The sequence below is a fragment of the Rhodococcus koreensis genome (genome assembly GCF_900105905.1).
GTDB classification, from domain to species: domain Bacteria; phylum Actinomycetota; class Actinomycetes; order Mycobacteriales; family Mycobacteriaceae; genus Rhodococcus_F; species Rhodococcus_F koreensis.
Genome location: NZ_FNSV01000005.1, coordinates 5,292,024 through 5,305,680, shown reverse-complemented (window position 1 = coordinate 5,305,680; position 13,657 = coordinate 5,292,024). Strand labels below are relative to the sequence as shown.

The window sequence follows — 13,657 nt, the reverse complement described above, 5'->3', positions numbered from 1 at the left end:
CTCGGACTCGACCCCTTCCGGATCTCTGGACGTCGCTCGAGACTGCTCTGCATTCCATTGACGGACTATTCCATCAATGGAATACTCTGTGGGTGATCGTCGACATGCCGGAAGACTTCTTCGCCTACCTCGATCGCCTCGAGGAGCAGGCGGAGCGTGGGGACGCTCACGCGGGGCAGGTGTTGGCACATGTGACAGCCGCGTTGGCGGATCTGGCCACCACCATCGGTGGATCTGCCGGGATTGAAGCGGGTGCGTCAGTCCAGGCGGTATCCGGTGTGGCGGACCTCGCACCCGTTCGACGAGGGTGTCGCGGTCCGGGTGATCTGCTGGTTCCCGCTGGGCACCGACGTCGTGGTGGTGGCGCTGTTCGCGGGGGACAAGGCGCAGATGGGGGATGTGTTCTACAACAGCGTCGGTTCTCGTGCCGATGCGGCGATCGAGCAGTGGCTCTTCGAAACCCGAGGTGAGGATCATGACCGACAAGCGCACGTTCAGGCGGGCGAACGAGAGGATCGCAGAGCTGACGGCGCACTCCGCCATCACCAGTGAGGTGGAGCGTGTCCGTGCGGAGACGGCGGAAATGAACCGGGTCTACGTGCAGACTCTCGCCGACATCCGTAGGGCCGGTGATCTCACGCAGACCGAGGTGGCGAAAGTGCTCGGCGTGGAGCAGGCGGCGGTGTCGAAGATCGAGCGGCGCGACGACTTGCTCCTCTCGACGCTGCGGCAGTACCTAGCGGCGACCGGGGCCGAGCATCCGCGGATCGTCGTGGAGAAGAATGGGATCGAGGTCAGCCTGGACCTGGACACCTTCTCGGGCACATAGCCGTGCAGTTTGTGGCGAGGTTGTCCTTACACATACGTTGGCCCCCGCGCCTGCCTCGAACAAGCAACTCGAATTAGTCCAACACGGTGAGTCCGTCCCGCGGGGACGCGTCTTGGACCATTACTCTCGCCGTCTGACGAAAAGGCGAAAGCGGCAGTGCTGCAACCCTGGCCAGACGAACATCTCGGCGAACGAGTACGGCGTGGCGACGGGTATGGAATGCGCTTTTCGCACCGTTCGAGTACCCGACCGGATTGCCCCGGTTGACGCTCGCGCGATTGACCGGGGCCGGCGGCGTCACTTCGTCACATACGCCGCCTGCCGGAGTGCCTCGCCGCGGCCTGCCCGTCCGGGAGCCGACGACGCGTTGATCGCGAGCACCGACAGCAACTCGTACGCGACGTGCGCTGCCGCGATGCCGGTGATCTCGGCGTGGTCGTATGCGGGCGCGACCTCCACGATGTCGGCGCCGACCACATTGAGGCCGACGAGTCCGCGCAGCGTGTTCAGCAGTTCGCGGGACGTCATGCCGCCGGCCTCGGGTGTGCCGGTGCCCGGCGCGTGCGCGGGATCGAGGACGTCGATGTCCACGGACACGTAGACCGGACCGCCGTCGAGCCGTCGACGCATCCGTTCGACGATGCTGGCGACGCCGTCCACCTCGTAGTCGTCGGACCGGATGACCTGGAAGCCGAGAACGGCATCATCCTCGAGGTCCTTCTTGCTGTACAGCGGGCCGCGGATGCCGATGTGCTGCGACCGCTCGAGGTCGATCAGCCCCTCCTCGCTGGCCCGCCGGAACGGGGTGCCGTGCGTGAAGGGGGCGCCGAAGTAGGTGTCCCACGTGTCGAGGTGCGCATCGAAGTGCAGGACGGCGATCGGACCGTGGTCGCGGGCGAGGGAACGCAGGATCGGCAGGGCGATGGTGTGGTCGCCGCCGAGCGTCAGCACGGTCGAGCCGTCCTTGCGCAGGTCGGTGACGGCACCGTCGACGGTGGCCAGGGCTTCCTGGATGTCGAACGGATTGACGCCGATGTCACCGAAGTCGGCGACCTGCTGCGCACCGAAGGGGTGCACGTCGAGTGCGGGGTTGTACGGGCGCAGGAGCTTCGACGCGGCGCGGATGTGGCCGGGGCCGAAGCGTGCGCCGGGACGGTAGCTCACGCCGGAGTCGAACGGAACACCCAGCACCGTGACGTCGGCGCGGGAAACCTCGTCGAGCCGGGGGAGGCGGGCGAACGTGCTGGGTTCGGCGTAGCGCGGGGTGCGGGTCGCGTCGACGGGGCCCTTTATTGCGTCGTGGTCTGTAGTCATCGGAATCCTTCGGTGTGTGCCGGAGACGTGGCTTCGTCGTATCGTTTCCTTGGAACGCATTCTTGTCAACACCTGTTTCCTATACGAGACACAACGAAGGATCGATGCATGGCGAACGACCTCGCAACCGAAGGTGCGTCGGGCGTCGACGCGCCCAGGATCGGCCCCCGGCTCAAGGCGGCCCGGCAGGCACAGCGCCTCACGCTCGACGAACTTGCCGCGAGCTGCGGCATCACCAAGGGCTACCTGTCGAAGATCGAGCGGGACCACGCGAGCGCGTCCGTCGCCACGCTGGTGCGGATCTGCGCCGCCCTGAACATTCCCGTCGGGTCGCTGTTCGAGAGCTCCGCCGCAGGTGAGGTGGTACGCGCCGACGCCTACCCGCCGATCAGCTTCGGCGGGGAGCGCATGGCCGAGTTCCTGTTGACCCCGTTTGGTGAGCGCCGCGTCCAGTCGCTCCTGAGCCGGATCGAACCCGGCGGCGGGAGCGGCTCGGAAACGTACGAACTGCCGGTCGACGTCGCCTTCGTCTACGTCGTGTCGGGCGAGATCTGCATTTCCTTCAACGGCCCGGGGGCAGGCGAGGACGTGTCGCTCGCGACCGGGGACGCGTTCACCTTCTCCCCGCAGTTGCCGCACAGCTTCCGCGCGCTCGGCGACGACACCGCGACCGTTCTGTGGATTCTGGCCCCAGCACTACCGGACGACGTCCGGCCCACCTCCCGCTAGGAAACTGTCAAGCGGTTTAGGAAACATGTGTTGACAGTCACGGCTCGCCCGTTCATTGTTGTGCGCATCACTCCACCGCTCAGGAGCTCAACGTTGGACATCACCAAGATTTCTCCGCGCCCGCCCGGACTCGCCGGCGCACTGCGCGCCCGCAAATCGGTCGACGCTATCGTGGCGCGCAACGACCAAGAACCCGGTCACGGTCTCAAGAGGTCGATGGGCCTGGTGCACCTCACCGCACTGAGCATCGGTGCGTCGCTGGGCACGGGCATCTTCGTCATCCTCGGCGAGGCGACACCCAAGGCCGGCCCCGCCGTCGTCCTCGCCTTCGTGCTCGCGGCGTTCACCGCCCTCTTCTCCGCCCTCTCCTACGCCGAACTCGCGGGCAGCATCCCCGTCTCCGGCAGCTCCTACTCGTACACCTACGCGACGATGGGCGAACTGTTCGCATGGATCTGCGGCTGGTGCCTGATGCTCGAGTACGGTGTCTCGGTCGCGGCCGTCGCCGTCGGCTGGGGCGAGTACATCAACGAACTGCTCCACGGCATGTTCGGCATCGCGCTCCCCGCCGCGATCAGCGAATCACCGGGAGCGGGCGGCATCGTCAACGTGCCCGCCATCGTCATCGTGCTCGTCGCGGTGGTCCTGCTGACCCGGGGAGCGTCGGAGAGCGCCCTGGTGAACACGGTCATGGTGGCCCTGAAGATCCTCGTGCTCGTGTTCTTCTGCGCGGTCGCGTTCACCGCGTTCCGCGCCGGGAACTTCGCACCGTTCATTCCCCTCGGCGCCGCAGGCGTGACGGCCGCGGCCTCGCAGGTGTTCTTCGCCTACATCGGGTTCGACGCCGCGTCGACCGCCGGCGACGAGGCGAAGAACGCGAAGCGCGACCTTCCCCGCGCCATCATCCTGTCGCTCCTGATCGTCACGATCCTCTACTGCCTGGTCGCGATCGCGGCCGTCGGGGCGATGCCCTGGCAGGACATCGCGGGTGAGGGCGCCGCACTCGCGACCATCCTGAATGCCGCCACCACCAGCACCTGGCCCGCCATCTTCCTGTCCGCGGGCGCGGTGATCGCCATCGCCAGCGTCGTCCTCGCCGTGATGTACGGGCAGACCCGCATTTTGTACGCGATGTCGCTCGACGGCCTCGTTCCGCGGATCTTCTCCCGCGTCAACCGGCGCACCCGGGTACCCGTCGTCAACATCGTGGTCGTGGGAGGCATCGTTTCCGCGCTCGCCGGGTTCGTGCCGCTGGGCGAACTCGCCGACGCGACGAGCATCGGCTCGCTGTTCGCGTTCATGCTCGTCAACATCGCCGTCATCATCCTGCGCCGCCGCCATCCCGACCTGCACCGCAGCTTCCGGACCCCGCTGTTCCCGCTGATGCCGGTCCTCGGCGTCGTGTTCTGCGCGCTGCTGCTGTTCGGCCTCGGCGTCTCGACGTGGGTGGCGTTCGCGCTGTGGATGGCAGTGGGGCTCGCGATCTACTTCGCCTACGGCGTCCGCAAGTCCGAACTCCGCAGCAGGCCGGAAGAGGTCGAGGCGCGATGAGGGCGGCGCTGTTCCAAGGTCCCGAACTTTCCTTCGACGTCGCGGCGAACCTCGCCGCCATCGCCTCCGCCGCGCAGACGGCAGCGGGCGCCGGGGCGTCCATCCTGGTCTGCCCGGAAATGTCGGCCACCGGCTACAACATCGGATCCCTCATCGCTGAGCGGGCCGAACACGCGGACGGACCGATCGCGGCACGGATCGCGGAGATCGCTCGCGAGTCCGGGATCACCGTCGTCTACGGCTACCCCGAGGCGGACGGCGACGTCGTCTACAACAGCGTGCAGGCTCTCGATCCGTCCGGGAACTCGCTGGCGAACTACCGCAAGACGCACCTGTTCGGCGACCTCGACCGGTCGCACTTCGCGGCCGGCGACGAACTGGTGGTCCAGTTCGACCACGACGGCATCCGGTGCGGACTCCTGATCTGCTACGACGTCGAGTTCCCGGAAGCCGTTCGCGCCCATGCCGACCGGGGAACCCAGTGGCTCGTCGTCCCCACCGGTCTGATGAGTCCGTACGAATTCATCGCGGAGAGCGTCGTCCCCACCCGGGCGTACGAGAGCCAGATGTTCGTCACATACGTCAACCGGTGCGGCACCGAGGCCGACCTCGACTACTGCGGGTCCAGTTGCGCGATCGCACCCGACGGCACCGAACTCGCCCGGGCGGGCCGCCACGAAGAACTGGCCGTCGTCGACCTCGAACTCGACGTCCTCCGCCGATCCCGCCGTGAGAACACCCATCTCGACGACCGACGCGTCGACCTCTACCCCTTCCCGCAGGAGAAGACTTCATGACGATCCCCGTCACCCCGGACAGCACCGCCACGGACACCGACGTCCCGCCGCTGACGATGTTCGGTCCCGACTTCCCGTTCGCTTACGACGACTACGTCACCCACCCGTCGGGCCTCGGTGCGGTGCCCACCGGCCGGCACGGCACCGAGGTGGCGGTCATCGGCGGCGGACTGTCGGGCATGGTCACCGCGTACGAGCTGATGAAGCTGGGCCTGAAACCGATTGTCTACGAGGCGGATCAGATCGGTGGCCGGATGCGGTCGCAGCCGTTCGAGGGACACCCCGGTGTGGTGGCCGAGATGGGCGCGATGCGGTTCCCACCGTCGTCGACCACCCTGTTCCACTACCTCGACGCCACCGGGCTGCGGACCGAGGCGTTCCCCAACCCGCTCGCCGACGCCACCCCCAGCACGGTCATCGATCTCAAGGGCGAAAGCTACTACGCGCAGCACCTCGACGACCTGCCGCCCGTGTTCCGGGAGGTCTCCGACGCGTGGCAGCGCACGCTCGAGGACCACGCCGAACTGATCCCGCTCCAGCAGGCGATCCGCGACCGTGACACCGCCGAACTCAAGCGCATCTGGAACGACCTGGTGGTCCGGTTGGACGATCAGACGTTCTACGGCTTCCTCGCGTCGTCGAAGCACTTCGCGTCGTTCCGGCACCGGGAAGTGTTCGGGCAGGTCGGTTTCGGAACGGGCGGCTGGGACACCGATTTCCCCAATTCGATCCTCGAGATCCTGCGCGTCGTCATCACCGCCGCCGACGACCATCACCGCGGCATCGTCGGCGGGTCGCAGCAACTGCCGCTGCACCTGTGGACGGACACCCCGACGGGGATGGCGCACTGGCCGGACGGCACGTCGGTGCGCTCGCTGAACGGCGGGGAAACCCGTCCCCGCGTCACGGAGGTCCGGCGCACTGCACCGCACCAGGTGACGGTCACCGACTCGTCCGGCGAGATCCGCACCTACCCGGCCGCGGTCTTCACGGCGCAGAGTTGGATGCTGCTCAACAACGTTCACTGCGACGACGACCTGTTCCCGATCGACCACTGGACCGCCATCGAACGCACCCACTACATGGGTTCGACGAAGGTGTTCGCCCTCGTGGACCGTCCGTTCTGGAAGGACAAGGACCCGGTCACCGGCCGCGACCTCGTCAGCATGACGCTGACAGACCGGATGAGCCGCGGCACCTACCTCCTCGACCACGGCGACGACAAGCCCGGCCTGATCTGCCTGTCCTACACGTGGTCCGACGATTCGCTCAAACTCCTGCCGCTCGACGCGACGGAGCGGATGAATCTCATGATCAAATCGCTCGAGGAGATCTACCCGGGCGTCGACTTCCGCAGCCACATCATCTCGACACCCGTCACGCTGTCGTGGGAGACCGAGCGCGACTTCATGGGCGCGTTCAAGGCGAACCTGCCCGGCCACTACCGGTACCAGGAGCGGCTGTTCAGCCATTTCGTGCAGGACGAACTCGACCCGCGGCATCGCGGCATCTTCCTGGCCGGCGACGACATCTCGTGGACCGCGGGCTGGGCGGAGGGCGCCGTGCAGACCGCGCTCAACGCCGTCTGGGGAGTGATGCACCACCTCGGCGGCGCCGCCCCCGCCGACAACCCCGGCCCCGGCGACCGGTACGCCGAACTCGGCCCGATCCGCTTGTGCGACTAGCGCCCGTGAGTACTTATTAACCACGGGCGGTTAATAAGTACTCACGGGGGCGTCAGCCCAACCAGTCCAAAACCGCAGCGGCCGTCCACGACTGCTGCATGCTGCCGAGGGGCTGCCCGGTGAACGGCTCGTAGTATTCGGCGAAGCTGCCGTCGCTGGCCTGCCGCAGCCCCTCGGATCGCAGCAGGTGGGCGCGCTCGGCCCACCCGCGCCGGGCGAACGCCCAGGAGAACAGCCACGTCATCACCGGCCACACCGGACCGCGCCAGTATTCACGCGGACGGAAGTCTCCCGAGACCGGCGACGTCGACGGCGGCACGGCGTACCGGAGGTCGGGGTGGCCGCAGAATTTCGGCCCCTCGAACGTGCGGATCAGGGCACGTTCGGCGTCGCGGCTCAGGCCTCCGCACAGGAGCGGGGAGAACATGGCGAGGGTTTCGGTGGAAATCCACCGGCCGCTGCGCAGATCGAAATCGCGTGCCGCCCCCGACCTTTCGTCGGTAGTCGTGAGGACGCCCTGCCGGAACCGGGCCGCCCACCCGTGCAGTTCCCGGACGTCGGAGTTCGGCATCGAATGTTCCTCGCCGATGGTCGCGAGCACCTCGCACGCCATCGAGAACACAGCGCTGACGAACACGTCCTCCACCGCGAAGCTCATCGCGGTGGCCAGTTCCGCGTCGTCGTAGCGGACGGTCTTCATCTCCTCGAGCAGCCACAGGTAGCGGTCGTACTCGCCGTTCGACGGCCGCTGTCCCGTGTCGGCGACGTGGGACAGGTCCTCGCGCAGATATGCGGGCATCGCCCCGGCCACGACGTTGGCGTACGAGTGGTCCCAGCGCGGCGAATTGTCCATCCCGGATTCCCAGCCGTGATACAGCGCGATCCGGCCGTTGCCGTCGAGGTCGCGGGCGTGGGCGAGCCAGCGGTGCCAGCGCACGAGGTCGGGCCAGCGCCGGTCGAGAAACTCCTCGGCGACGGCGCGGGTGCTGCGACCGTGCCTGCGCGAGTGGTCGAGGATGCGCTGCACGGCGATGGCGTGCACGGGCGGCTGGGTGATCCCCGACGTCTGGGTGCCGCTCGGCGCGTGCGCCGCGAGGGTCCCGCACTCCCACCGCCCGGGGCCGGGGAAGTATCCGTCGACGCCGTTCGCGAACACGATGTGCGGGATCATCCCGTTCTTCCACTGCGCCGACAGCAGGGTGTCGAGTTCGACGACGGCCCGCTCCACGCTCAGCGGCGCCAGTCCGACCGCGACGAACGCGGCGTCCCAACTCCACATGTGCGGGTACAGGCGCGGCGCGGCGCTCGTCATCGTGCCGAGGTCGTTGCCGCGAAGCAGGTACGCGGCACGTGCCGCGAGCTGTGTGGGGGTGAATCCGCGGTCCGCCATTGCACCATTCTGCTGCGGGTCGGCCCACACCGCTCGTCGGATGGGGTTCAGGGGCGCGGTCTCGACCTAGCCGGAGTGCGCCTCGAGGTACTCCTCGACCGCCTCGCGCATGACGTCGCTGGGCTTCCTGTGCTGATTCTCGGCGAAGCGATCGAGTCTCTCACTCAACGGACGCGGCAGCCGGACCTGCCGGCGAGGCGATTCGCCGCTCACACCATCGGCCTGCCCCAAGGACGGACGGCCCGCCCCGACCCGGTCCAGCAACTCCCTGCCGTCTGCGGCAGCGTCCTGGCCTCTCTTTGCGGTTGCGGAGTTCTCGGGCAACTTCATGTCACGCTCCGCCCACTCGGCGAGCCGGCCGAAATCGGGCTCCTCGTTTTCAGTGTTCATCTGTGTCATCCCTCCGGGTATGTTGCGCTGCGGTCACCTCTTCAGCGGCCCACATTCGGTCGGCCCCACACTAATTTTGTACGACATAATTGGTCGACCGCATCTATAACATGGCGCGCCTGGAGCACTAAGCCTGCAATCGAGAGTGCGAGCGTCCACTGCGTGCACTCAGCCCGCGAATCCGCACAGAGTCAGCGTCGGGCGCGAGTCGCGCAGCGGCCGCAGATCCGACAGCCGGCGGAGGAAAGCCGAACCCCACAGGCCCCGGCCGAGCGGTAACGCCACCTCGCGGGTGAATGCGACGTCCGGGATCCGTGCGGGCAGTTCCGCGGCCTCGCCTGCGGAGAGGTGGAACGGCATCGGCGGGACGGTGTAGTCGCCGTGGATCCGCAGGCCCTTCTGCGTCTTACGGCTGAACCATTTCGGCACCGAGTCGAACATCATCCGGCCGCCGGGGAAGCGCCGCGCGCACTCGCCGATGAGCGACAGCGACTCGTCGGGTGGCAGATACATCAGCAGGCCCTCCGCCGAGACGAACACACCCCGGCCGGTGTCGACGTGGTCCATCCACGACCGGTCCAGCGCGGACACCGCGAGGGTGGTGACGTTCGGCTCGTCCGGCAACAGTTGCCGGCGCAGCGCGACCACCTCGGGCAGGTCGATCGACAGCCACCGGACGTCGGGGTCGCCCATACGCCAGTAACTGGTCTGCAATCCCTCACCGAGCGCGACGACGGTTCCGCCGGGGTGGCCGGCGAGGAACGCCCGGATCTCGACGTCGAAGGCCTGCGCGCGCAGGGCGTGGGATTGGCTGGGTTTCCCGAAGTTCTCGTACGGATAGTCGAGGGTCTCGTAGAGACCCACGGCAAGCGGGTCCGCGAACGCGGTGTCCGGGCGCGCCGCCTCGACGGCACGGTTGCGGAGCGTCCACATCATCGTCGCGGGAACACCGGTCAGGGTGGTGGCGTCCACCCGTTTCCGGCGGTCGTCAGGCATTGCGCACCGGGTCGGGGTTCTCGGTGAGCGGTGTGCGGCGCAGCGTCTGGGTGCGCAACGTGTCCATCGACATTGCCAGGCTCCGTTCCCGGTGAGATGCGGTACTCGACTCAATCACCTTTTCGGGCCCGCGTGGGCGAGGGAACACGGACTCGGCACACGCTTGCGGGAATACGGTAGGGGGGTATGGTAGTTCTCAGAGAAGACATCGATACCCCGAAGAGAGGCGAACCCCCGTGAGCACCTCCAGCGTCACCGTCACCGGCATGACCTGCGACCACTGCGTGTCCTCGGTCACCGAGGAGATCAGCGAACTCCCCGGCGTCACCGCCGTGAACGTCGATCTGGCCACCGGCACGGTCGTCATCGAGAGCACCACCGACCTCGACCCGGGCGCCCTCGCGGATGCCGTCGAGGAAGCCGGATACTCAGTCGCCGGCTGAGCCGGCAAACTCCAGCACAGGAGCCCCATCATGAACGCAACCGGCAAGTTCGCCGGATTCACCGTCGGCCTCGTCGTGATCTTCGGTGCCGCGCTCGCCCTCGGGTCGGTTGCCGGCCCGGACGTGGCCGAGCCCGCCGCGCACACGGCCGGGGACGACGCGCACGGCGCGGCGGGTCATGACGCCGTCGCCGACTCGACGCCGGGCGGACTGTCGCCGACGGCGGACGGCTACACCCTCGAACTGGCATCCGACCAGGTCGCCGCCGGTGCCGCGGTCCCGGTGCAGTTCCGGATCACCAACCCCTCGGGGGTATCCGTCACGGACTACACCCCGGAGCACGAGAAACTGCTGCACCTGATCGTCGTCCGCCGCGACCTCGCCGGGTTCCAGCACGTGCACCCGACCCTCGACGCGACCGGAACGTGGAGCGTCCCCCTCGATCTCGGCGGCGGCGGCGACTATCGCGTGTTCGCGGACTTCACCCCGGCCGGCGGAGAGGGCGTCACGCTCGGCACCGACCTGCGCGTCGCCGGCACCTACGACCCACAGGAACTGCCCGCACCCGCGCCGACCACCATCGTGGACGGCTACACCGTCACGCTCGACGGCACGCTGCGACCGGGCGAGACGTCGAACGTCACGCTCTCCGTGAGCCGCGACGGATTACCCGTCACCGATCTGCAGCCGTACCTCGGCGCATACGGTCACCTGGTGGCGCTGCGCACCGCCGACCTCGGCTACCTGCACGTCCACCCCGACGGACATCCCGGCGACGGCGTCACCGCGGCCGGTCCCGGGATCGACTTCGCCGTCACCGCACCCAGCGCGGGCGACTACCGGCTGTTCCTGGACTTCCAGCACGCCGGCGTCGTCCACACCGCGGAATTCACCGCCACCGCCGGACCGGAGGAGAAGTGATGACCCACGCGGCCGACATCGCGGCACCGCCCGATTCCCAGATCGAACTGGCCATCGGCGGGATGACGTGCGCGTCGTGCGCCAACCGCATCGAGCGCAAGCTGAACAAACTCGACGGCGTCACCGCGACCGTCAACTACGCGACGGAGAAGGCCCGCGTCCACTACGACGCCGCCGACGTCTCGCCCGAGGATCTCGTCGCGACGGTGGAGCAGGCCGGATACACGGCGCGACTGCCCGAGGTGAAGCCGCCGGCCCCGGAGGAAGAGGACCCGGCGGCGGCACCGCGGCAGCGGCTGCTCGTGTCGGCGGTGCTGACGGTCCCCGTCATCGCGATGGCGATGATCCCGGCGCTGCAGTTCACCAACTGGCAGTGGCTGTCGCTCACGCTCGCGGCCCCGGTCGTGGTGTGGGGTGCGTGGCCGTTCCACCAGGCCGCGTGGACGAATCTGCGGCACGGCACGGCGACCATGGACACGCTGGTGTCGATGGGCACGCTGGCCGCGTTCGGCTGGTCGCTGTACGCGCTGTTCTGGGGCACCGCCGGCATGCCGGGGATGACGCACCCGTTCGAGCTGACGATCGCGCGGGTCGACGGCACCGGCAACATCTATCTGGAGGCCGCGGCGGGCGTCACCACGTTCATCCTCGCCGGCCGCTATTTCGAGGCCCGCGCCAAGCGGCGGGCCGGTGCGGCGCTGCGGGCGCTGCTCGAGCTGGGCGCCAAGGAAGTGTCGGTGCTGCGGGACGGCACCGAGCAGCTGATCGGGATCGACCAGCTCGACGTCGGTGACCTGTTCGTGGTCCGCCCCGGCGAGAAGATCGCCACCGACGGCGTCGTCGTCGAGGGCTCGTCGGCGGTGGACGCGTCGATGCTGACCGGCGAATCCGTGCCCGTCGAGGTCTCGCCCGACTCCGAGGTGGCCGGCGCGACGGTCAACGTCGGCGGCCGGATCGTGGTTCGTGCCAGCCGAATCGGAGCCGACACCCAGCTCGCGCAGATGGCGTGGATGGTCGAGGACGCGCAGACCGGCAAGGCCGAGGTGCAGCGCCTGGCCGACCGGATCTCCGGCATCTTCGTCCCGATCGTGATCGCGTTGTCGGTCGCGACCCTCGGCTTCTGGATCGGAACCGGCGGTGCGGTCGCCGCCGCGGTCACCGCCGCCGTCGCCGTCCTGATCATCGCGTGCCCGTGCGCGCTCGGACTCGCCACCCCGACCGCCCTCATGGTCGGCACCGGACGGGGCGCCCAGCTGGGCATCCTGATCAAGGGCCCCGAGGTTCTGGAATCGACCCGGCGCGTCGACACCGTTGTGGTCGACAAGACCGGCACCGTCACCACCGGCACGATGTCGCTGCACGACGTGATCGCCGCCGACGGTCAGGACGAGGAACAGGTTCTCCGGTTCGCCGGGGCACTCGAGGACGCGTCCGAGCACCCCATCGCCCGGGCGATCACCCGCGGCGCGAAGGAGCGACTGACGACCCTCCCCGACGTCGAACAGTTCACCAGCGTCGCGGGACTCGGCGTCCAGGGCATGATCGACGGTCACGCGGTGGTCATCGGCCGCGCGAAACTGCTCCGCGACTGGTCGCTGCACCTCACCACCGAACTCCAGCGGGTCGTCGAGGCGGCGGAGGCGGACGGCAAGACCGCGGTCGGGATCGGCTGGGACGGACAGGCGCGCGGCGTGCTCGTCGTCGCCGACACCGTCAAGCCGACGTCCCGCGAGGCGGTGGCGCAGTTCCGGGAACTCGGCCTCACCCCGATCATGCTCACCGGCGACAACAAGTCCGCGGCCCGGGCCATCGCCGATCAGGTCGGCATCGGCGAGGTGATCGCGGAGGTGCTGCCGCAGGACAAGGTGGACGTGGTCAAGCGTCTGCAGGCCGAGGGCAAGGTGGTCGCGATGGTCGGCGACGGGGTCAACGACGCCGCCGCGCTCGCGCAGGCCGACCTCGGTCTCGCCATGGGCACCGGCACGGACGTGGCCATCGAGGCCAGCGACCTCACGCTGGTCCGCGGCGACCTCCGGGCCGCCGCCGACGCGATCCGGTTGTCGCGCAGAACGTTGAGCACGATCAAGGGAAACCTGTTCTGGGCCTTCGCCTACAACGTCGCGGCGCTGCCGCTGGCGGCGGCGGGTCTGCTCAACCCCATGCTGGCCGGTGCCGCCATGGCATTCTCTTCGGTGTTCGTCGTGAGCAACAGCCTGCGACTGCGCCGGTTCCAACCGCTGACCACTCCCACCCGAGGGGAACAATCATGACCGAGCAACCGCACACCGACCACGAATCCGGCCACGGATACATCAGCGCCAAGGACGACTACCTCAAGCGACTGCGCCGCATCGAGGGCCAGGCGCGGGGACTGCAGCGGATGGTCGAGGACGAGAAGTACTGCATCGACATCCTCACCCAGGTCTCGGCGATGACCAAGGCGCTGCAGGCGGTGGCGCTGGGTCTGCTCGAAGACCACATCAGCCACTGTGTCGTCGACGCCGCCGTCGCGGGCGGCTCCGAGGCGGACGCGAAGATCAAGGAAGCCACCGACGCCATCGCACGACTGGTGCGTTCCTGAAAACCTGACCACGAGAGCAGCTTCCGAGGGA

Annotated in this window: 14 protein-coding genes; 10 read left to right on the top strand and 4 right to left on the bottom strand. The window is 68.3% G+C overall.

The window, feature by feature from the left end; genetic code table 11:
* Window positions 1-252 precede the first annotated feature (252 nt).
* The gene (locus tag BLV94_RS50040; protein WP_244163681.1) at window positions 253-552 is read left to right on the top strand and encodes a hypothetical protein; all 300 of its coding nucleotides are present in this window, start codon (window positions 253-255) and stop codon (window positions 550-552) included.
* The gene (locus BLV94_RS28815; protein ID WP_072945033.1) at window positions 476-829 is read left to right on the top strand and encodes a helix-turn-helix domain-containing protein; all 354 of its coding nucleotides are present in this window, start codon (window positions 476-478) and stop codon (window positions 827-829) included. The genes BLV94_RS50040 and BLV94_RS28815 overlap by 77 nt, the downstream gene beginning before the upstream one ends.
* Window positions 830-1,126: 297 nt before the next feature.
* Here BLV94_RS28815 and speB read toward each other — a convergent pair whose 3' ends face one another.
* Window positions 1,127-2,143 carry an agmatinase gene (gene speB, locus BLV94_RS28810; protein WP_072945031.1) on the bottom strand — a complete coding sequence of 339 codons (1,017 nt, stop codon included), beginning with the start codon at window positions 2,141-2,143 and terminating at the stop codon, window positions 1,127-1,129.
* A 108-nt stretch (window positions 2,144-2,251) separates the two neighbouring features.
* Here speB and BLV94_RS28805 point away from each other — a divergent pair, with 108 nt between their 5' ends.
* From BLV94_RS28805 to BLV94_RS28790, 4 genes are all read left to right on the top strand, one after another.
* On the top strand, window positions 2,252-2,872 hold the full coding sequence (locus tag BLV94_RS28805; RefSeq protein WP_072945029.1) for a helix-turn-helix domain-containing protein: 621 nt from the start codon (window positions 2,252-2,254) through the stop codon (window positions 2,870-2,872).
* Window positions 2,873-2,965: 93 nt separating this feature from the next.
* A complete protein-coding gene (locus tag BLV94_RS28800; RefSeq protein WP_072945027.1) occupies window positions 2,966-4,423 on the top strand; it encodes an amino acid permease in 1,458 nt (485 codons plus the stop codon).
* The gene (locus tag BLV94_RS28795; protein WP_072945024.1) at window positions 4,420-5,220 is read left to right on the top strand and encodes a carbon-nitrogen hydrolase family protein; all 801 of its coding nucleotides are present in this window, start codon (window positions 4,420-4,422) and stop codon (window positions 5,218-5,220) included. Before BLV94_RS28800 ends, BLV94_RS28795 begins: the two co-directional genes overlap by 4 nt.
* The gene (locus BLV94_RS28790; RefSeq protein ID WP_072945022.1) at window positions 5,217-6,905 is read left to right on the top strand and encodes a flavin monoamine oxidase family protein; all 1,689 of its coding nucleotides are present in this window, start codon (window positions 5,217-5,219) and stop codon (window positions 6,903-6,905) included. Before BLV94_RS28795 ends, BLV94_RS28790 begins: the two co-directional genes overlap by 4 nt.
* 52 nt (window positions 6,906-6,957) lie before the next feature.
* Here the strand turns inward: BLV94_RS28790 and ggh are convergent, their stop codons facing one another.
* The 3 genes from ggh to BLV94_RS28775 form a co-directional block, all read right to left on the bottom strand.
* On the bottom strand, window positions 6,958-8,295 hold the full coding sequence (ggh, locus tag BLV94_RS28785; protein WP_072945021.1) for a glucosylglycerate hydrolase: 1,338 nt from the start codon (window positions 8,293-8,295) through the stop codon (window positions 6,958-6,960).
* A 66-nt stretch (window positions 8,296-8,361) separates the two neighbouring features.
* Window positions 8,362-8,685, bottom strand: coding sequence for a ribbon-helix-helix domain-containing protein (locus tag BLV94_RS28780; RefSeq protein ID WP_072945113.1), 324 nt, complete (start codon window positions 8,683-8,685; stop codon window positions 8,362-8,364).
* Window positions 8,686-8,853: 168 nt separating this feature from the next.
* Complete coding sequence (locus tag BLV94_RS28775; RefSeq protein ID WP_072945019.1) at window positions 8,854-9,681, bottom strand: class I SAM-dependent methyltransferase; 828 nt, start codon at window positions 9,679-9,681, stop codon at window positions 8,854-8,856.
* 236 nt (window positions 9,682-9,917) lie between these two features.
* On the opposite strand from BLV94_RS28775, the gene BLV94_RS28770 reads away from it, so the two are divergent.
* The 4 genes from BLV94_RS28770 to BLV94_RS28755 are packed head-to-tail and all read left to right on the top strand — an operon-like array spanning window position 9,918 to window position 13,626.
* Complete coding sequence (locus BLV94_RS28770) at window positions 9,918-10,124, top strand: heavy-metal-associated domain-containing protein (RefSeq protein ID WP_072945017.1); 207 nt, start codon at window positions 9,918-9,920, stop codon at window positions 10,122-10,124.
* Window positions 10,125-10,154: 30 nt separating this feature from the next.
* Window positions 10,155-11,045: a hypothetical protein gene (locus tag BLV94_RS28765; protein ID WP_072945015.1), complete on the top strand. Its 891-nt coding sequence runs from the start codon at window positions 10,155-10,157 to the stop codon at window positions 11,043-11,045.
* Window positions 11,045-13,315, top strand: a complete 2,271-nt coding sequence (locus BLV94_RS28760; RefSeq protein ID WP_072945013.1) for a heavy metal translocating P-type ATPase — start codon at window positions 11,045-11,047, stop codon at window positions 13,313-13,315. The genes BLV94_RS28765 and BLV94_RS28760 overlap by 1 nt, the downstream gene beginning before the upstream one ends.
* Window positions 13,312-13,626, top strand: a complete 315-nt coding sequence (locus BLV94_RS28755; RefSeq protein WP_072945011.1) for a metal-sensitive transcriptional regulator — start codon at window positions 13,312-13,314, stop codon at window positions 13,624-13,626. Before BLV94_RS28760 ends, BLV94_RS28755 begins: the two co-directional genes overlap by 4 nt.
* The last annotated feature ends 31 nt before the right edge of the window (window positions 13,627-13,657 follow it).

Bases quoted from the DNA above. Each gene is read 5' to 3' on its own strand.
- BLV94_RS28795 (WP_072945024.1), top strand. From the start codon at position 4,420: ATGAGGGCGGCGCTGTTCCAAGGTCCCGAACTTTCCTTCGACGTCGCG.
- BLV94_RS28805 (WP_072945029.1), top strand. From the start codon at position 2,252: ATGGCGAACGACCTCGCAACCGAAGGTGCGTCGGGCGTCGACGCGCCC.
- BLV94_RS28755 (WP_072945011.1), top strand. From the start codon at position 13,312: ATGACCGAGCAACCGCACACCGACCACGAATCCGGCCACGGATACATC.
- BLV94_RS28765 (WP_072945015.1), top strand. From the start codon at position 10,155: ATGAACGCAACCGGCAAGTTCGCCGGATTCACCGTCGGCCTCGTCGTG.
- BLV94_RS28815 (WP_072945033.1), top strand. From the start codon at position 476: ATGACCGACAAGCGCACGTTCAGGCGGGCGAACGAGAGGATCGCAGAG.
- BLV94_RS28760 (WP_072945013.1), top strand. From the start codon at position 11,045: ATGACCCACGCGGCCGACATCGCGGCACCGCCCGATTCCCAGATCGAA.
- ggh (WP_072945021.1), bottom strand. From the start codon at position 8,295: ATGGCGGACCGCGGATTCACCCCCACACAGCTCGCGGCACGTGCCGCG.
- speB (WP_072945031.1), bottom strand. From the start codon at position 2,143: ATGACTACAGACCACGACGCAATAAAGGGCCCCGTCGACGCGACCCGC.
- BLV94_RS28775 (WP_072945019.1), bottom strand. From the start codon at position 9,681: ATGCCTGACGACCGCCGGAAACGGGTGGACGCCACCACCCTGACCGGT.
- BLV94_RS28780 (WP_072945113.1), bottom strand. From the start codon at position 8,685: ATGAACACTGAAAACGAGGAGCCCGATTTCGGCCGGCTCGCCGAGTGG.
- BLV94_RS28790 (WP_072945022.1), top strand. From the start codon at position 5,217: ATGACGATCCCCGTCACCCCGGACAGCACCGCCACGGACACCGACGTC.